Annotated in this window: 16 protein-coding genes and 3 pseudogenes; 8 read left to right on the top strand and 11 right to left on the bottom strand. The window is 64.1% G+C overall.

Annotated elements, in window-relative coordinates; translation table 11 throughout:
* Positions 1–68: 68 nt before the first annotated feature.
* From ABMA59_RS03265 to ABMA59_RS03255, 3 genes are all read right to left on the bottom strand, one after another.
* On the bottom strand, positions 69–905 hold the full coding sequence (locus ABMA59_RS03265; protein WP_349003853.1) for an EamA family transporter: 837 nt from the start codon (positions 903–905) through the stop codon (positions 69–71).
* A complete protein-coding gene (locus ABMA59_RS03260) occupies positions 905–1483 on the bottom strand; it encodes a TetR/AcrR family transcriptional regulator (protein WP_349003852.1) in 579 nt (192 codons plus the stop codon). The genes ABMA59_RS03265 and ABMA59_RS03260 overlap by 1 nt, the downstream gene beginning before the upstream one ends.
* A 94-nt stretch (positions 1484–1577) precedes the next feature.
* Positions 1578–2726: a metallophosphoesterase gene (locus ABMA59_RS03255; RefSeq protein WP_349003851.1), complete on the bottom strand. Its 1149-nt coding sequence runs from the start codon at positions 2724–2726 to the stop codon at positions 1578–1580.
* Positions 2727–2910: 184 nt separating this feature from the next.
* Between ABMA59_RS03255 and ABMA59_RS03250 the strand changes: the two genes are divergently transcribed.
* Complete coding sequence (locus ABMA59_RS03250) at positions 2911–3585, top strand: L,D-transpeptidase (protein WP_349003850.1); 675 nt, start codon at positions 2911–2913, stop codon at positions 3583–3585.
* A gap of 11 nt (positions 3586–3596) precedes the next feature.
* Positions 3597–4136: an OmpA family protein gene (locus ABMA59_RS03245; protein ID WP_349003849.1), complete on the top strand. Its 540-nt coding sequence runs from the start codon at positions 3597–3599 to the stop codon at positions 4134–4136.
* A gap of 98 nt (positions 4137–4234) precedes the next feature.
* Here the strand turns inward: ABMA59_RS03245 and ABMA59_RS03240 are convergent, their stop codons facing one another.
* Positions 4235–5206 carry a GSCFA domain-containing protein gene (locus ABMA59_RS03240; protein ID WP_349003848.1) on the bottom strand — a complete coding sequence of 324 codons (972 nt, stop codon included), beginning with the start codon at positions 5204–5206 and terminating at the stop codon, positions 4235–4237.
* 181 nt (positions 5207–5387) lie between these two features.
* Between ABMA59_RS03240 and ABMA59_RS37110 the strand changes: the two are divergent.
* From ABMA59_RS37110 to ABMA59_RS03230, 3 genes and pseudogenes are all read left to right on the top strand, one after another.
* A pseudogene (locus ABMA59_RS37110) lies at positions 5388–6248 on the top strand (ATP-dependent helicase); the annotation flags it as partial.
* Between the two features lie 105 nt (positions 6249–6353).
* Positions 6354–8366, top strand: a pseudogene (locus tag ABMA59_RS37105) (ATP-dependent helicase); the annotation flags it as partial.
* Between the two features lie 59 nt (positions 8367–8425).
* The gene (locus tag ABMA59_RS03230) at positions 8426–8728 is read left to right on the top strand and encodes a hypothetical protein (protein WP_349003847.1); all 303 of its coding nucleotides are present in this window, start codon (positions 8426–8428) and stop codon (positions 8726–8728) included.
* Positions 8729–8898: 170 nt separating this feature from the next.
* Here the strand turns inward: ABMA59_RS03230 and ABMA59_RS03225 are convergent, their stop codons facing one another.
* The gene (locus tag ABMA59_RS03225) at positions 8899–9537 is read right to left on the bottom strand and encodes a transposase (protein WP_349003846.1); all 639 of its coding nucleotides are present in this window, start codon (positions 9535–9537) and stop codon (positions 8899–8901) included.
* A gap of 902 nt (positions 9538–10439) precedes the next feature.
* On the opposite strand from ABMA59_RS03225, the gene ABMA59_RS03220 reads away from it, so the two are divergent.
* Positions 10440–11240 carry a hypothetical protein gene (locus ABMA59_RS03220; protein ID WP_349003845.1) on the top strand — a complete coding sequence of 267 codons (801 nt, stop codon included), beginning with the start codon at positions 10440–10442 and terminating at the stop codon, positions 11238–11240.
* A gap of 86 nt (positions 11241–11326) precedes the next feature.
* On the opposite strand, the gene ABMA59_RS03215 is transcribed toward ABMA59_RS03220, so the two are convergent.
* The 5 genes and pseudogenes from ABMA59_RS03215 to ABMA59_RS03195 form a co-directional block, all read right to left on the bottom strand.
* Entirely contained in the window at positions 11327–12166 is an 840-nt protein-coding gene (locus tag ABMA59_RS03215; RefSeq protein ID WP_349003844.1) for an EamA family transporter, read from the bottom strand.
* Positions 12167–12317: 151 nt separating this feature from the next.
* Positions 12318–12650 (bottom strand): annotated as a pseudogene (locus ABMA59_RS03210) (aldehyde dehydrogenase family protein); the annotation flags it as partial.
* A 113-nt stretch (positions 12651–12763) separates the two neighbouring features.
* Positions 12764–13252, bottom strand: coding sequence for a hypothetical protein (locus tag ABMA59_RS03205; protein WP_349003843.1), 489 nt, complete (start codon positions 13250–13252; stop codon positions 12764–12766).
* Between the two features lie 122 nt (positions 13253–13374).
* Positions 13375–14016: a DapH/DapD/GlmU-related protein gene (locus ABMA59_RS03200; RefSeq protein ID WP_349003842.1), complete on the bottom strand. Its 642-nt coding sequence runs from the start codon at positions 14014–14016 to the stop codon at positions 13375–13377.
* A 38-nt stretch (positions 14017–14054) separates the two neighbouring features.
* Positions 14055–14543 (bottom strand): CreA family protein, encoded by a 489-nt coding sequence (locus tag ABMA59_RS03195; RefSeq protein WP_349003841.1) that lies wholly within the window; start codon positions 14541–14543, stop codon positions 14055–14057.
* Between the two features lie 347 nt (positions 14544–14890).
* Here ABMA59_RS03195 and ABMA59_RS03190 point away from each other — a divergent pair, with 347 nt between their 5' ends.
* Together ABMA59_RS03190 and ABMA59_RS03185 are read left to right on the top strand one after the other, a co-directional pair.
* Positions 14891–15469: an SCO family protein gene (locus ABMA59_RS03190; RefSeq protein ID WP_349003931.1), complete on the top strand. Its 579-nt coding sequence runs from the start codon at positions 14891–14893 to the stop codon at positions 15467–15469.
* 8 nt (positions 15470–15477) lie between these two features.
* Positions 15478–16350, top strand: coding sequence for a 50S ribosomal protein L11 methyltransferase (locus ABMA59_RS03185; RefSeq protein WP_349003840.1), 873 nt, complete (start codon positions 15478–15480; stop codon positions 16348–16350).
* A gap of 28 nt (positions 16351–16378) precedes the next feature.
* Here the strand turns inward: ABMA59_RS03185 and ABMA59_RS03180 are convergent, their stop codons facing one another.
* Positions 16379–16555, bottom strand: coding sequence for a hypothetical protein (locus ABMA59_RS03180; RefSeq protein ID WP_349003839.1), 177 nt, complete (start codon positions 16553–16555; stop codon positions 16379–16381).
* Positions 16556–16573: the final 18 nt, after the last annotated feature.

Below are 16573 nucleotides of genomic sequence, written 5' to 3'. Positions count from 1 at the left end.
CGGGTGGTCCAGTCAAGGCTTCGTGAGGACGAGCAGCATACGCCGCCCGGTGCCAAAACACGCGATGCTCACGGTTGATATCCAATGCATATGGCTCCCAGCGCGACAACCATGCATGCGGCGATCCTTCGCGCCGTCATTCTCTCGGCAAGAAACAGCCCGCCGATAAGAGCCGCAAAGACGACGCTGGTTTCTCGCAAGGCGGTTATCGGGCCGGCCGGCCCCAACGCGAAGGCCGCGACCACCGCGCCATAGGCGACGAGCGCGACAATCCCCCCTGCGAGCGCTTTCCATGTTTCCGGCGATCGAACGTCCACGGCGAGCCTTCCGCGCAATAGGATGAACGCCGCCGGCAACAGGGCGCCGTAGAGGATCAGAACCCAAGCAGTATAGCTACCCGCATGGCCCGTCTGGCGAACGCCGAGGGCATCAACCGTCGCGTACGCGGCGATGATCGCTCCAGTGGCCAGCGCAAACAGGATCGACGATAGCGTAGCCCTGTCCCGCCCGAGAGACAGGCTCATGATGCCGGCCGCAACAAAGACTACACCCGTCATCTGGTAGGGACCGAGACGTTCGCTGCTGAACAGGAACCCGCCAAAAGTCACCAGCAACGGGACGGTTCCTCGAACGATCGGATAGACTTGCCCGAGTTCCCCATACCGGTAGGCGGCGACCAGGAAAACGCTGTAGCCGACCTGAAGACATGCCGAGAAGACGATGTAGAGCCAAGCAGCCGAGAAAGGGATGGGAGAGAGCGTCGCAAGCACCGCACCAGCGATCGTGCTTGAGAAACTCATGACCGTTATTGTCCAGAGGCGATCCGTACCACTGCGCAGGAAGGCATTCCAGGTTGCGTGGAGCATCGCTGCCGAGAGAGCCAGCCCGATAACTGTCGCGCTCATCATGGCGTGTCGTCGACCGCGATGATGGTCGACGCAGCCTTCCAGGCGTCCGCTATCGCGTCGTCGCCCCTTCCCATCTGGGCCATCAACGTAGCCCCCTCGATGAGCATCAGCAGAGCTGCGGAAGCGCTCTCGGCCCGCTCAGCAGGCATGACACCTTCGAGGATTGTCTGCATCCGCAGCTTCAGGCCGGCCTTCTGCGCGGCCGCGGCCTTGAAGACCGGATGCGTTGGATCGCCGAATTCCGCCAGAGCATGGGCGAAGATGCAGCCATGGAAATCAGCACCGTGAAACCAGCGCTGGTGCCAATCGAAGATGACCCTGATCTTGTGTCTCGCCGAGGCTTCATGAGCCAGTTGGTCGAGCTGGCGTTCGAAGCGCTGCGCTCGCCAGTTCAGCACTGCAACGATCAGGCCATCCTTGCTCGGGAAGTGACGGTACATCGTCATTTTCGCCACCTCGGCCTCCGCGATGATCCTGTCGATGCCTGTGGCGTGGAAGCCAAAGCGCTTGAAAAGCGCATACGCCGTCTCAACGATGTGCTGGCGTTTGTCGGACGTAGCCGGAGAAGAAGCCATTTTGGGATCACATGAAGATGATACAGACCTGTCTCACCACTAGCTCATCATGCACCCCTCGTCAATGGCGGCTTGCGAAAGTCAGGTTTCCCGATCAACTCCGCAACATCTTGCTGAATACATGGGTGAACATCACATCGCCCGGCTCACCCGCCGCCTCGCCAATCGCGACGTCCATGAAGGCGTCGGTGACGCGCACCAGCGCGAAGCCGCCCATATAGGCCGCCTTCGGCTTGAAGATATCGAAACCGTCGCGGCGGTAGATCATCGGCGTTTCGTGCTGGTGGCCGTGAAAGATGCCGATGACGTTGTAGCCTTCCAGTATTGCGAGCATGGCGTGGCGATCCTCGTCGCTCCACCAATGCGGCACTCCGCTGCCGGCGCCGTCGAAGGTAGCTCTTTCGGGGCTCCAGCGCTCGGTCGAGAAAGAATCCCAGCCATAATGCTGGAAGATCACCACCGGCCTTCCGTCGCCGGCAAAGGCAGCGAGATCCGCCTTCAGCCACGGCAGCGAACCGACGGCACCCTTGGCCGTGTCGCCGGCAAAGCGCTGCGCCTGGATGAGGTGCAGCCGGCCCCAGTTCCAGGAATAGCAGTCCGACACCGCGTCGTAGTTATCCGCCGGCACCGGCGGCTTGAAGAACACGCTCGGCCGGTGGTTGATCTCGACATAGTCGCGCAGCTCGCGGCGATACCAGTCGACATGCGGCGGCGGCCCATCCTGGTCGAGGTCATGGTTGCCCAGCCCGACATAGACCGGGAAATGCACGCGGTCCGGCCCGACACCCTCCTGGTAACGGTGGCTGAACTGCATGAGTTGCGTGCCTTCCTGCGGCAAGGCGATCTGGCCGCCGCCATCGTCCGTCATGTCGCCGCCGATCACCAGCCCGCGCGGCTTCCCGATTCGCTCGCCGGCGCTCGCCAGTCCGCTCGCGGCGCCATTGACCGTCTCCGGCCAGCGCCGTCGCTCCAGCCCGTTCAATGCGGCGACGTGGCGAAGCAGATTCGCATCGGTCTTGCCTTCCCTCGCGCAGTTCGGGCTGAGGCCGCTCGCCATCCGGCAAGCGTGAATGTCGCTGGAAAACAGGAAAGTAACGTCGGTCTTGCCGCCGTCCGCGCCCGTCTGCGCGAGAGCCCGCCCGGCGCCCGTCACGACCAGGCTGGCCAAGGCACCGACAATCAACTGCCGCCGAGCCAGGGCGGCGTCGCTGCTCAGTGGACCGAACCTGGTCTTATTTGCCATTTTTCATCGCCAGCCGGTGATCTGGCTAACAAATACAGCGGTGCGAAAGTTCATCAACGGCAGGAGGCGTTGCAACACAGTGACACTCCGCCGTCTCTTTGGAAAGCCGCCGATTTCCATTTGAACCGCGGCAACTCTCCTCTATGCTCCACAGCCATCGGAAGCTTGGAGGGGTCTATCGCCGATGATTCTGTCACGACGCGAAGTCATGCTGGGCGGGCTGGCCGCCGCGGCCACCGGATTTGCCGGCGCGGAGGCGAATGCTCAGGCATCCTCCTATTTCGCCGGCACGCTTACGGACAATGGCGTCACCTTCCGCGCCACCAATTTCAAGAAGATCAACAAGAAGTGGCAGCGCCAGGTCGTCAAATTCAAATCGAGCGAGCCGCAGGGAACAATCGTCGTCGATACCCGCAACCACTTCCTCTACGTGATCATGGAGAACAAGACGGCCATCCGCTACGGCGTCGGCGTCGGCAAGGAAGGGTTCCAGTGGTTCGGCCGCTCCACCATCGACCGTAAGGCCCTGTGGCCGAAATGGACCCCGCCTCCGGAAATGCGCAAGCGCCATCCGGAGCTGCCTGAGTCGGTTGAGGGCGGCTCGCCGAAAAATCCTCTCGGGCCGCGCGCCATGTATCTGCATCGTGACGGCGCCGACACCGGCTACCGCTTCCACGGCACCATCGCGCCCTGGAGCATCGGCACGGATGCGTCCTCGGGCTGCATTCGCATGTTCAACGAGGATGCCATCGACCTCTATCAGCGCTGCCCGATCGGCACCGCCGTGCAAGTCCTGCCGCATCTGGCGGAGCAGGCGGAACGTTCGATCGCCAAACCCGAAGAACTCGAAGCCCAATAGGATCGCCGCTGATGATCGTTCGTCACGACGTCTTCCGGCGGCTGCTCGCCGCCGGCCTTATCGTCACGCTCGCAGCCTGCACCACCGCGAAACTGGAGACGCCGGAAGCGCCGGGAGTCAATCCCAACGAGATTGGCAACACCAATGATCCCGCCGCCGGCTTCGCCAATGCGGGGCCGGGCAGCGAGGAGGATTTCATCCTCAATGTCGGCCGCCGCACCTTCTTCAGCTCCGGCTCGGCCGAGCTCGACTCGGTGGCGCGCGCCACGCTCGACAAGCAGGCGGCGTTCATGCAGCAGTATCCCCGCTGGCTTATGAAGCTGCAGGGTTTCGCCGACGATCCGGGTTCCGAATCAACGCAGGTCGCTCTGTCGCAGAAGCGCGCCGACGCGGTCATGAACTATATCGCCTCCAAGGGCGTGGATCGCAAGCGCATGTGGGCCAAGGGTTATGGCAGGGACCGCCTCGTGCGTGCCTGCACCGACACCGCCTGCCGGGTTCAGAACCGCCGCGTCGTCTCCAATTTGCGCAACGAATACGACACGCCGTAAGGCGGTTTAGTCCGCCCTCTTCGAGGGAGGCACCGTCATTCTTCCTCAAGGGTGCCGTGGAACCTCTTTTCGCACAGCATTCCGGCCGCGGCTGATGGTCACTTGAGAAAATGCCGCTCGAACGTCGCCATGACGAAATCCACCGTCTCCGGCCGGGGATGACGCAGATCGTCGCCCAGCGCGTCCGGCAGGAACGCCGTGACGATCTCGTAGGACGGGAAATAATGCAGTTTCTCGTCCGCCGCGTTGGCGCGCATCACCTCGTCGATGGCGACCCGCAGCGAGGCTTTTGAGACGCTGTTGGCGGTCATGCAGGAGACCGGCCGGAACGTCGCCGCCAGCGGGATCGGCGACAGCGTCAGCACGATGTGCGCGTCCGGCCGGTGTTGGCGGATCATGTCGTAGACGGCCGCGATGTTCGCCCGGTTCTCCTCCGCGCCGAGCACACGGAACGCATGGCGGTCGGGATCGAAGGCGTGTTTGGGCACCGCGCGCCACAGCACGTCGCCGGTCTCGCGGTCGTACCAGACCTCCGACAGCCCCAGCGTGAACACAAAAACGTCGGTCGACAGGAAGATGCGCCGGGTCGCCGCCTCGATCTCCTCGGAAACCTCCGCGACGCGGCCGTCCTTCTCGTGCCAGACTTCCGACCTCGGGGCTTTTCCCTGGAACGCCCATTCGAACTGCTGGCGCAGCGCCGCCGTGTTGACGATGCCCTCGCCGGAGCGGATGACGTGGGCTTTCACGTTGCGGTCGTTGCCGAACACGCGAAAACCCTTTGCCAGCAGGAATTTCGTCATCTCGGCGGCGAAACAACTGCCGAAGGCGGTGACGTAATCATCCTTCCCGATGAACGGCACCTTCGGCAGCCAGCCATGCCCGACATAGCGCTCGACCGCATCCGCCTCCGCCAGGCTGGCGCGCATCGGATGATAGTTCGTGGTCTCGCCGCGATACCAGGTGGCGTGCGCCTTCCGCTTCTTGCCGGCCATCCGGTAATAGATCAGGCTGTCCAGTTCCGGCGCCGTCTCGGAAACCGCGAAATCCTTGGTCGGTCGCCTGACATCCATCTGGTCTTCCTCGATCCGTCACGTCGAGCGGTAGCATGCGCGGCGGAAAAATTGAACCGGCGCGGCCCACGCCGCAGCCCTCAAGGAAATTATTCCTTGGCCAAGCATCATCCCCTCTTGCTTTCGGTACAAAACGGAAACGCCGCTGGCCTTTCGCCCCCGAATCACTACATTCGGGCTCATGGCTGGCCTGCCCGACGACATCCCGTTCTTCGACGACGACGCCCCGCGTCCGCCGCCGGGCGATGCTGCGCGCGCGCCGCAAGGCGCATCCGGCATCGCGGCGCGCGCCATGGCCGCGCGCGCCGGCCACAACAACCCGCCCGCCTATCTCACCGGCCTGAACCCCGAGCAGCGGCTGGCGGTAGAGACCACCGAAGGCCCGGTGCTGGTTCTGGCAGGCGCCGGCACCGGCAAGACGCGCGTGCTCACCACCCGCATCGCCCACATTCTTGCCACCGGCCGCGCCTGGCCCAGCCAGATCCTCGCCGTCACCTTCACCAACAAGGCCGCCCGCGAGATGAAGCAGCGCGTCGGCATTCTGGTCGGCGAGCAGGTCGAAGGCATGCCCTGGCTCGGCACCTTCCATTCGATCGGCGTGAAAATGCTGCGCCGCCACGCCGAGCTCGCCGGCCTGCGCTCCGACTTCACCATATTGGACACCGACGACCAGATCCGGCTGATCAAACAGCTCATCCAGGCCGAGGGTCTCGACGACAAGCGCTGGCCAGCGCGCCAGTTCGCGCAGATGATCGACGGCTGGAAGAACAAGGGCCTCGGCCCCTCCGAAATCCCCGAAGGCGACGCCCGCTCCTTCGCCAACGGAAAAGGCCGCGAGCTCTACAAAGCCTACCAGGACCGCCTCACGACACTGAACGCCTGCGACTTCGGCGACCTCTTGTGCCACCCCATCCGCATCTTCCGAAAACACCACGACGTGCTGGCGGAGTACCACCGCCGGTTCAAATACATCCTGGTCGACGAGTACCAGGATACCAACACCGCGCAGTACATGTGGCTCAGGCTGTTGGCACAGCGGCCGTCCTCCTCGAAGGATGGGGTGCGGCCTGGCGGCCGCGATCTCTCCCCCCTTGCGGGGGAGATGGCCGGCAGGCCAGAGGGGGTAACCTCAGAAGGCACCACCAATAGGTCGAGCACTGCCGGACCGACCCCCTCCGGCGGCTTCGCCGCCACCTCCCCCGCAAGGGGGGAGGGAACGTCGAGCACTGCCGCGGCTATCCCACCCGGCCCTTCGGGCCACCCTCCCCGCAAGGGGGAGGGAAACTCGCGCTTTTCGGCCGACGGCCGCAAGCCCGACCGGGCGTCGGCCGGTCAGGCCGCCCCCGCGGAGGGCCAGCCGCCGCAGGCGGCGGTACGGCCCGCGAGCGAAAACAAAGTCAACATCTGCTGCGTCGGCGACGACGACCAGTCGATCTATGGCTGGCGCGGCGCCGAGGTGGACAACATCCTGCGCTTCGAAAAGGATTTCCCCGGCGCCACCGTCATCCGCCTCGAACGCAACTACCGCTCTACCGCCCATATATTGGGCGCGGCCTCCCACCTCATCGCCCACAATGAGGGCCGGCTCGGCAAAACCCTGTTCACCGACCGCGCCGATCCCGAGGAAGGCAAGGTCAACGTCCACGCCGCCTGGGATTCAGAAGAAGAAGCCCGCGCCATCGGCGAGACCATCGAGCAATACCAGCGCCAGAACCACCTGTTGAACGACATGGCGATCCTGGTGCGCGCCTCCTTCCAGATGCGCGAGTTCGAGGACCGCTTCGTCACGCTGGGCCTCAACTACCGCGTCATCGGCGGCCCGCGCTTCTACGAGCGCCAGGAGATCCGCGACGCCATGGCCTATCTGCGCGTCGTCGCGCAGCCCGCCGACGACCTCGCCTTCGAGCGCATCGTCAACGTGCCGAAGCGCGGCCTGGGCGAAAGCGCCGTGCGCCAGGTCCACGACACCGCCCGTGCGCTGGGCATCCCGATGCTCGCCGCCGCCGAAAAGCTCGCCGAAAGCGACGAGCTGAAGCCGAAACCGCGCGCCGCGCTCCGACAGCTCGCCGCCAATTTTTCCCGCTGGCAGGAGCTTCTTGAAACCCAGCCCCACACCGAGCTCGCCGAGACGATCCTCGAAGAATCCGGCTACACGGAAATGTGGAAGAACGACCGCTCGGCGGAAGCCCCCGGCCGGCTGGAGAACCTGAAGGAACTGATCCGCTCCATGGAGGAATACGAATCGCTGCGCTCCTTCCTCGAGCATGTCGCGCTGGTCATGGATTCCGAGCAGAACGCCGAACTCGACGCCGTCTCCATCATGACGCTGCATTCGGCAAAAGGGCTGGAGTTCGAGACGGTGTTCCTGCCCGGCTGGGAGGAAGGCCTGTTCCCCCACCAGCGCGCGCTCGACGAGGGCGGCCGCTCCGGCCTGGAGGAAGAGCGCCGCCTCGCCTATGTCGGCGTCACCCGCGCCAAGAAGAATCTTCACATCTGGTTCGTGTCGAACCGGCGCATCCACGGCCTGTGGCAGTCGACCATCCCCTCGCGTTTCCTCGACGAGCTGCCGGAAAAACATGTCGAGGTGCAGGAGGGTTCTTCCTCCTATGGCGGCTACGGCAACCCCTATGGCGGGCGCGGCGGCGGCTTTTCCGAGCCCGGCCGCAGAAATCCCTATGGCGCCTCGCGTTTCGACAGCATCGGCTCGCCGACCGGGAATTTTTCAGCGCGTGGCGACCAGCGCGGCGCAGGCGGCTCGGCGGCGTCCGGTTCGCGCGCCGGCGCACCCGGCTCGGAAGGCCGCTCCTTCTCCAACTCCTACGCCACCCCCGGCTGGCAGCGCGCCCAGCAGAACCGCACGGAAGCCACCGACCGCAACTGGGGCACCCGCTCCGGCCACGCAGTCGAGCGCATCGGCTATGGCGAAACCGATTCCGGCTACGGCGCCGGGCGCGGCTCGGTGAAGGGCAAAACCATCGACGGCGAACTGGTCGCCAAATCCGTCGCCGATACCCCCTCCCCCTTCACCGTCGGAGACCGCGTCTTCCACCAGAAATTCGGCAACGGCAATATTGCGGCCATCGAAGGCAACAAGCTTACGATCGATTTTGATAGAGCGGGGCAGAAGAAGGTGCTGGATGGGTTTGTGACGGGGGTGTGAGTAGAATGGAGGAAATTGTACCGGAGACAATAATCAACCAGCGTGTTCGAAACCGGATCATGGAAGGTCTGGACTTGTTCGCTGACCTGTCGTCGATCGACATTCTCGGCGGCGCAGGAGTTATCAACTATTGGTACGATTTTGTGTCGGAAGATGGATTTGCAAAAAATTTTTATCCCGAACCGGTTTTCTCAGGCGACGGGATCATTGCGCTGAGAAATGTTCATAATACTATGGAAGAATACCTCGTTAAAATTGAAGACACGCTGACTACCGAAGAGGCTCAAAAAGATGATCTTTGGTTGAAACTATCAACCACAGCAGCGGGCGCGCTGTTGATTTTCAGAAACGCGGACGATTGAGCGAAGATCAGCTGCTCTTCGGGTGAGGCACCTCCGGGGACAGTTTACTTTCTTTCCGCGGAAAGGCGCGGCCGCTTCAAGGCTGGCGCGGGCGGAAAAAAGTAAACTGTCCCCTGCGCTTACCCGCAACTGTCCCTGCGCTTACCGCGACCGTCCCAGCGCTCAACCTTCTACCTCCCCTTCCGTCCACGCTTCTCCATCGTCACGCCAATTCCCGCGACCCATTCCTTGCTGCCGAGCGGCCGTCCGCTGGTCTCCGCCTTGCGCAGCGCATTCATCTCCGCTCCGCTCGGCATGACCTCCAGCATCGAAGCGAAATCCGGATAGCGGTCCAGGGCCGGACGAACCGACACCAATCCATCGTCCTCTCCGGCAAAATGCGCCCGAACGCTCGACCACGGCCAATCGTCGGCCCGCGCCACCAACCCCGCCCTTACGGGATTAAGCGACACGTATCGCAAGGCGCCCGCCAGATGGTCCTCGTCCATCGGAACCGATCCGAACCGCCCCTGCCACAGATGTCCCGTCCAGCCGCTGCGCTCGTTGACAAACTGCGTATAGCGCCGGTGCGTTTCCGCAAGAGTGGCCCGCAGCCCGTCCGCATCGGATGGCGTCATAATTAGATGAACGTGGTTCGGCATCAGGCAGTAGCACCAGATTTCGGTGCCAGCCTCGCGCGCCGCTTCCGACAAAAGCCGTTTGTAGAAGCGATAGTCCGATGGCGAGAAGAACACCCGCTCGCGCCGGTTTCCTCGTTGCGTAACATGATGCGGCACGCCGGGAACGACGATGCGGGCGAGACGCGGCAAGCGGCACCTCCGGGGACAGTTTACTTTCTTTCCGCGGAAAGGCGGCAGCAGTTCAGAACAAAGCGCAAGCGGAAAAAGTAACAACGGTCCACTCGGAAACCCGAAAACGATCCAGGAGGTGCGCGGCCGAACCGGGGCAAGTGCCGGGGACAGTTTACTTAATTCCGCCCGCACCAGCCTTGAAACGGCCGCGCCCTTCTGCGGAATTAAGTAAACTGTCCCCTGCGGCTACCCTTCGAGCATCGGCCACGCGCGAACGGTTTTCGGGTTTCCGAGTGAACCGGGTAAAACTGTCCCCCGCCCCTCACCCCTCCACAGACTTATGCAAGATCGAATTGATCAGCGTCTGGTAAGGCGAACCCTCCTCCGCCGCGCGGGCCTTCAGCCGGCAAGGTCGCGCTCGGAGATCGAGATGCGCTGCCGTTGCCGTCGAGCGCGCCTCGGGCGGCCTCCTGCCAGAACGCCCGGCGCGCCTCGATGCCGCCGACCGACTCGCCGCGTTCGGAGCTTTCGATCAGCTCCCGTTCCTCGGCCTCGGTGATCCCTGTTTTTCCTTTTCCATGGTTGGTCCAAGGTTGACGGCTACGATGTCAGCTTAGCTTGTTTCCGCAGACGAGTGCAGCCGCTTTCTGGTCGGTGCGGGGAAGAACGAAGCCTGTATCCGGCACGTTCCCTCGCGGCTGTCGTCCAGCCGGCTGTCGCACTCCGTCCAACACCCCTCCGAAACGGGAACGGAAAAACTCGTTCCGAACCAAAATTTTTTGTGTTCCAAAATCCCCCTCTCGTCTTTTCAATACCTTAGCTACCCCCGCGCCGCCGCGCCACAGGATCTGACCTGGCGTCTATCCCCGCCCTCCCCAACCCGAGCGATAATTCTGCCGCCCATGGTGGAGGCGGTGGCGATGGATGGGACTGCGGCAGTCGAGACGAACCGGGAAGCGTTGAAGCGCATCCTCGCCATGCTTGTCGGCATGGCGGCGATGGGCGGCGCCACCCTGCCGCGCCGGCTCCACCGCGCCATATTGCGGCTGCTGCGCCCGGCCGAGGCGGCGACGCGGCGGTTGATCATCGTGGTGGCCTGCGGCATGGCGGTGGCGTTGCCGCCGCCGCGCCCGCGCAAACCCAGGCCGAATCCCGGCGCCGCGCTGCCCGTCCTGCATCGCCTCGGCATCGCCGCGACCATGTCGCGGGCCGATCTCAGGCGTGTTGCCGCCGCCAGGCGGGCCGCCGCCCTCCGCGCCGCGCGCCCACGCACATTAAGCCTGCCGCTTTTCGATCCGCCAAGGCGTCCGTTCCGCGTCAGCCGCCGCTCCGTGCCCGCCCACGCCGCGCCGCGCATTTCCGGCTTCGATGCGCTGCCTCCCCTGCCGCCTCCGCCCTCGCCCGACGACCCGGTCGACGCCGCCCGTCTCGGCTTGCGCCTCCAGGCGCTGGCCGCCGCGCTCGACGACCTGCCGGCGCAGGCAAAACGCTTCGCCCTCTGGCAGGCGCGGCGCGATGCCGCGACGGCGCAGGACCGCCAAGCCGGCACGGGCCGGCTCAGGCGCACCTCGCCGCTGCGGCGCGGACGCCCGCCCGGCGGCCGGCTGTCCCGCTACGATCCGGTTGCGACCCATTCCCGCAAAATCCGCGAGGTCGACGAAATCCTGGCCCATGCCCACGCGCTGGCCGTCTTCGCGCTGGAGCGCCGCGACACCTCCTGATGGGTGCCGGTCTGCCCCAAGCGAAAAGCAGGGAACGGCGGCCGGCGCGAAAAATCCCGCGTCCCGGGGGCGATGAACGTCGCCCGTCAGTCGAACATCGCCAGCGTGATCACGCCCGCCGCGACGATGACGGCCGAGATGAGCCGGCCGAGCCAAGGCCGTTCGCCGAAAAAGACCAGGCCGATCAGCGCGGCAATCACCACGCTGGATTCGCGGATCGCCGAGACCGCGCCGATCGGCGCGAAGGTTTTCACGTAAAGCACCGTGGCATAGGCGGCGACGGAAAACACGCCGCCGATCATGCCGATCCCGAACACCCGCCAGTCGAAGGCGACGGCCTTGCGCCGCCGCTGCCAGAGGATGGCGAACAGCACCGGCGATTCAAACAGGAACAGCCAGCCGATATAGCCGAGCGCCGCCTGCGACAGGCGCACGCCGATGCCGTCGGCGATGGAATAGCCGGCAATGGTGAGGCCGAGCAGCAAGGCCACACCGACGGCGCGGCGGTCGGCATGCGCCGCACCCCGCTGGATCGCCAGGAAGAAGATGCCGAGCGAGATGGCGGCGAGCCCGGCCCAGCCGAGCGGCGTGAGATTCTCGCCGATGATCAGATAGGTGCCCAGCGCCACGACCGCCGGCGCCATGCCGCGCGAGATCGGATAGACCTGGCTCAAGTCGCCCAGCCGGTAGGCCTGGAACAGCAGCACGTAATAGGCGTAGTGGATCAGCGTCGAGGCGGCGATCAAGGGCCAGCTCGCCACTGCCGGCGTGTCGCCGATCAGGATCAGGATGATCCCGCCGACCGCATGCATGGCGGCCACCGCCGCAATCGTCAGCGCGCGGTCGGACGCCGCCTTCACCAGCGCGTTCCAGCTGGCGTGCAGCACGGCGGCGGAAAGCACGAGCGTGAGGGCGAATGCGGACATCTTTGTTCCTGCCCTTCCCGCGGGAAAGGCGGCCGGGCGGCCTGATTGGCGGACGAAAACGCTTCGGACGAAGCGTCTTCGTTGGTCAGCTAAGCATCAACAGGCTTGCGCCGCTTGTGCCAAGCCCGCCGCTTCGCCTGCCCTGCCCTTGTCCCCAGGACAATGAAAAAGTCTTCACATTGCTAAAACTCTTCATCGCCTCGATGACGCCTCACCTGAAACCGCTGCCGGAATCCTCGATGCCGCCGAACGGGCTCACTCGATGCGGTCGCCCGGCACCTCCCGGATATCGACCGTGCCGACCTTCGACCCGGCTATGTATTTCCACATGCGCGGGTCCCAAGGCGGTCGAGTTGGACAGCGCGATCAGCGCCTCGTCGTCGTCCGGCGCGCGCACGATCGGCCCGAACGTCTCATGCATGACGGGTTCGGAGGAATGCTGCACGCGGCCGACGACGATCGGCGGCAGCGGCAAACTGGTGCGCGCTTTTCTCGATATCGCGCGGCCGGCGGCCACCACTTAGCAAACCGCCGCAGACAAAAAAGTGCCGGCCAATAGACCGGCACAGGGATCACGCGAGAGAGACGGTGAGGACGTCAGCCGCCATAGGTGTAGACGACCAGACTGCCGTCAGGCATGACCTGGCTAGCCACGACATGGTCCGTCATGACCCTCTGTTCGGTCAGTCTTGTGCTGACGACGGTGTTCGCCGCCAAGGCGGAACGGAGGTCGCGTACGGGCGCAGCGCTCTGGCTCATCGCCGCGTCGAAGGCCTGCTTGTCGGCGCTCGCCCAGTCGTCGACGCGCACCACCTTCACGGACGAGACTGCGGAAATCGTCTGGATCTGGCCGGCGGTCGTCGTGCCGGCAGCCATCACCGGCGCCAGCGTACGCACGTCGCCGATGCTGGCGGTGGTCATCGTGTCTGTGCCGGTCTCAGCGTTGAACTGCTGGGCGCCGGGATTGATCTGGGTCTGGCCGGTGGAATCGGGATCCTTGGCCTGGGCCGGGCTCTCGGCGACGGCCGGAGCTGAAAAGGCTGCGATAGCCGCCACGGAGGCGGCAAACAAAAGACTGCGTTTCATCGTGACTCTCCTCAGATTGTCCCTCGCGGCGTCAACCCGTGGAGATTGAGATGGTTCCCGACAAACGTCGATTCGCGCAATGAAGCGAATGTCAGATAACGTGACTGGAATGAAAGCGGCGGCTAACCGAGCTTTGCTTCCCAACGATTGAGAAACGCCTCGATCGGCATGGCCTGCATGTCCGGCACAGCCTCGAAGAGCGTCTCGACAGGCCAATCCCACCAGGCGAGTTTTTCGATGCGTCCGCAGACGTTGTCCGAAAACCGCCGCCGCAACATACGCGCCGGGCTGCCCGCGACGATTGCGAACGGTTCCACATCGCGTGTCACCACAGCATTGGCGCCGACCACGGCACCGTTGCCGATCGACACGCCCGGCATGACCACCGCGCCGTGGCCGATCCAAACATCGTGGCCGATCGTCACCTGCTTGCCCTGCCGGCGCCTGCGAAAACCTTCGTCCACGCCGAGATAGCGAAAATATTCGTTCGGCCGGTAGCTCAGCTTATGCTGGGTGATGCGCTCGATCGGATGTTCAAGCGCATTGATGCGCGTGTTGGCGGCGATCGAGCAGAACTTTCCGATCGAGGTGTAGATCGCTTCGCCATGGCGTTCGAAATAGGAATAGTCGCCGACATTTACCTCGCGCAGGATGACCCGCTCGCCGATCACCGCGTAACGCCCCAGCTTGCAGGATTTCAGCTCCGCAGTCGGGTGGATACGGGGTTCGGAATCCTTGAAGCGCAGGTCCGGGTCGATGTCCATGTCAGCGATCTACTTGCCCACGAAACCCTCGGCAAGCCTCACTTCGGCTTGCCGTTGGCCCACACCACCTCCTGGCCGTAAAGCGGCACGGTGGAGATCGCCATCTTCGCCGAACCGTCCTGCACCTGCCGGGAGTGCGAGAGGTAGATCAGCGTCTCGTTCGCCTTGTCGTAGATGCGGTTCACCACCTGCTTCTTCCAAATCAGGCTGATGCCCTGCTTGAATACCTCCTCGCCAGATTCGCCAAAGGCGATATCGCGGATGGTTATCGGCCCTGTCTGCCGGCAGGAGATTGCGGAATCCGACGGGTCCTCGAACCAGTTGCCCTTCTGCAGCCGGTCGACCACCCCGCGGTCGAAATAGGAGACGTGGCAGATCACCCCGTCGACCTTCGGATCCTTGATCGCCTCCACGACGATGTCGTTGCCGAGCCAGTCGACCCCGACCTCACCGACCTGCTGGGCACGGGCAAAGCCGGCGGACAAGGCAATGACGACGGCTGATATCAGTATCGCGGACAAGCGCATGGAATTCTCCTGTTGTGGGCGGCGGAGTGAGACGTGGGAGCCCGGCGCCGCCGATGCAAGACTGTCCCTGCCACAGCGTCAACATGGCCTCTTTCGCGCCTTCGCGCCGAGGGCTATTTTCACGGCATGAGTTCGCCGACCAGATTCAACATGCCATCCGTGGCAGAATATGCGGTAACGGCATCGCTGACGGCTGCCGTGACCGGCGCCGTTTGCGCGGCGGGGTCGCGCATGGTCCGGACATGTTTGTGGCCATAATCCAGTCCGGCCTTTCCTGGTGCTTCTGAACCGCGTCCCTTAACCAGCAAATTCCTCTCGCGTAGAACCACAGCCCCATGCAATCGAAGATGATGCGTTTTGTTCTCGTCGGAATCCTTGTCGTCATGGCGGCGGGCGTCGGCTGGCTGACTTTCGACTGGTATCGGCAGATGAACAGCGGCGAGGCCTACGGCGCGCCTTTCGTCCTTGTCGACCAGAAGGGCGGCGAGATCACCGAAGCGGCGTTCCGCGGGCACCCCTCGGCGGTGTTCTTCGGTTTTACCCATTGCCCCGAAGTCTGCCCCACCACGCTGGCCGAGATGGACAGTTGGATGAAGAAGCTGGGCGACGAGGGCCGCGACGTGCGCGCCTACTTCGTCTCGGTCGATCCAGAGCGTGACACGCCCGATATCATGAACACCTATGTCGGCAACGTCTCCGAGCGCATCACCGGCATCACCGGTGACCCGGAAAAGATCGCCGCCATGGCAAAGGCGTTCGGCATCTATTCCCGGAAAGTGCCGCTCGAGGGCGGCGACTACACAATGGACCACACCGCCACGGTGCTCTTGCTCGACAGCAAGGGCGGTTTCTTCGGCACCATCGCCTATGGCGAGGATTCAGATACCGCCGTGGCGAAACTCAAACGCCTGATCGCGGAAGGCTGACGGGCGCGATGGGGCAGACGCGTTTTTTTCTCGCCACGGACAAGGCGAGCGCCAAACAGCTCTTCGACGCGCTTGAGGCCGAGTTCGAGGATGACGGCCTGCCGCTCGCCATGATTGAACTCGACGAAGCCAGGGGCATCGACGAGATCTCGCTTTATGTCGACGGCGATGCGGAAGACGCGGAGCATCGCATGGCCAGGGTGCTGGGCGAACATGGCCATGCGACGGACTTGTCGCGGGAAGACCTGCCGGACATCGACTGGGTGGCGCGCTCGCTCGAAGGGCTGAAGCCTGTGCGCGCCGGCCGCTTTTTCGTTCATGGCCGACATGACCGCCATCGACGGCAGATCGGCGACCTCGCCATCGAGATCGAGGCTGGCCAGGCCTTCGGCACAGGCCACCACGGCACTACGGCCGGCTGCCTGGAGATGATCGAGCAAGTGGTGCGGCGGGAGCGCCCGCGAACTGCGCTGGACCTCGGGACAGGCAGCGCCGTGCTGGCGATCGCCGTCGCCAAGATGGCGCATATCCCGGTGCTTGCGACCGATATCGATCCCGTCGCCACAAAGGTCGCCGCCGAAAACGTCCGGCTGAATGGCGTTCCTGCGCTGGTGCGGACGGCGACCGCGCCCGGCTTTCATCATCCGGTGTTCGGCATGGCCGGCCCGTTCGACCTGATCGTCGCCAACATTCTGGCTCGGCCGCTGATGCAACTTGCCCCGCGGATGGCGCGGCACGTCACTCCAGGCGGCTCGCTGATCCTTTCGGGCATATTGCAGCGCCAGCGGGACGCGGTGCTGGCCGCTTATTCGGCCCAGCATTTCCGCCATGTGCGCACCCTGCGCCGCGAGGACTGGGTGACGCTGCATCTAAAACACTGAGGGTTCGCGGCTCGGCTTCCGCTCCTGCTTAGAGGTAGCGAGCCCCGGCGCGCTTCCTGAGTTCGGCGCGGTTATAGCCGTACGAAAGCAGCGTCTCATCGTCCAGGTCGAGCAGGGCCGCCGCGACGTAGCGGTCCGCCTGCTTCTCGCGCGCCCGAACGAAGGCGTCTAAGGCGGATCTGAAGAACCCGGTTCTCGTGGTCATCGACGTTCTCCTTAAAAG

The organism is Mesorhizobium yinganensis, from assembly GCF_040081985.1.
Lineage (GTDB): Bacteria > Pseudomonadota > Alphaproteobacteria > Rhizobiales > Rhizobiaceae > Kumtagia > Kumtagia yinganensis.
This window is presented reverse-complemented; position numbering and strand designations above follow the sequence as displayed.

What these genes read in the sequence shown, in the direction of transcription:
- ABMA59_RS03265 (WP_349003853.1), bottom strand. Translation starts at nt 905, where the DNA reads ATGAGCGCGACAGTTATCGGGCTGGCTCTCTCGGCAGCGATGCTCCAC.
- ABMA59_RS03195 (WP_349003841.1), bottom strand. Translation starts at nt 14,543, where the DNA reads ATGCGCTTGTCCGCGATACTGATATCAGCCGTCGTCATTGCCTTGTCC.
- ABMA59_RS03190 (WP_349003931.1), top strand. Translation starts at nt 14,891, where the DNA reads ATGATGCGTTTTGTTCTCGTCGGAATCCTTGTCGTCATGGCGGCGGGC.
- ABMA59_RS03240 (WP_349003848.1), bottom strand. Translation starts at nt 5,206, where the DNA reads ATGGATGTCAGGCGACCGACCAAGGATTTCGCGGTTTCCGAGACGGCG.
- ABMA59_RS03185 (WP_349003840.1), top strand. Translation starts at nt 15,478, where the DNA reads ATGGGGCAGACGCGTTTTTTTCTCGCCACGGACAAGGCGAGCGCCAAA.
- ABMA59_RS03255 (WP_349003851.1), bottom strand. Translation starts at nt 2,726, where the DNA reads ATGGCAAATAAGACCAGGTTCGGTCCACTGAGCAGCGACGCCGCCCTG.
- ABMA59_RS03205 (WP_349003843.1), bottom strand. Translation starts at nt 13,252, where the DNA reads ATGAAACGCAGTCTTTTGTTTGCCGCCTCCGTGGCGGCTATCGCAGCC.
- ABMA59_RS03230 (WP_349003847.1), top strand. Translation starts at nt 8,426, where the DNA reads ATGGAAGGTCTGGACTTGTTCGCTGACCTGTCGTCGATCGACATTCTC.
- ABMA59_RS03245 (WP_349003849.1), top strand. Translation starts at nt 3,597, where the DNA reads ATGATCGTTCGTCACGACGTCTTCCGGCGGCTGCTCGCCGCCGGCCTT.
- ABMA59_RS03220 (WP_349003845.1), top strand. Translation starts at nt 10,440, where the DNA reads ATGGATGGGACTGCGGCAGTCGAGACGAACCGGGAAGCGTTGAAGCGC.
- ABMA59_RS03215 (WP_349003844.1), bottom strand. Translation starts at nt 12,166, where the DNA reads ATGTCCGCATTCGCCCTCACGCTCGTGCTTTCCGCCGCCGTGCTGCAC.
- ABMA59_RS03200 (WP_349003842.1), bottom strand. Translation starts at nt 14,016, where the DNA reads ATGGACATCGACCCGGACCTGCGCTTCAAGGATTCCGAACCCCGTATC.
- ABMA59_RS03260 (WP_349003852.1), bottom strand. Translation starts at nt 1,483, where the DNA reads ATGGCTTCTTCTCCGGCTACGTCCGACAAACGCCAGCACATCGTTGAG.
- ABMA59_RS03180 (WP_349003839.1), bottom strand. Translation starts at nt 16,555, where the DNA reads ATGACCACGAGAACCGGGTTCTTCAGATCCGCCTTAGACGCCTTCGTT.
- ABMA59_RS03250 (WP_349003850.1), top strand. Translation starts at nt 2,911, where the DNA reads ATGATTCTGTCACGACGCGAAGTCATGCTGGGCGGGCTGGCCGCCGCG.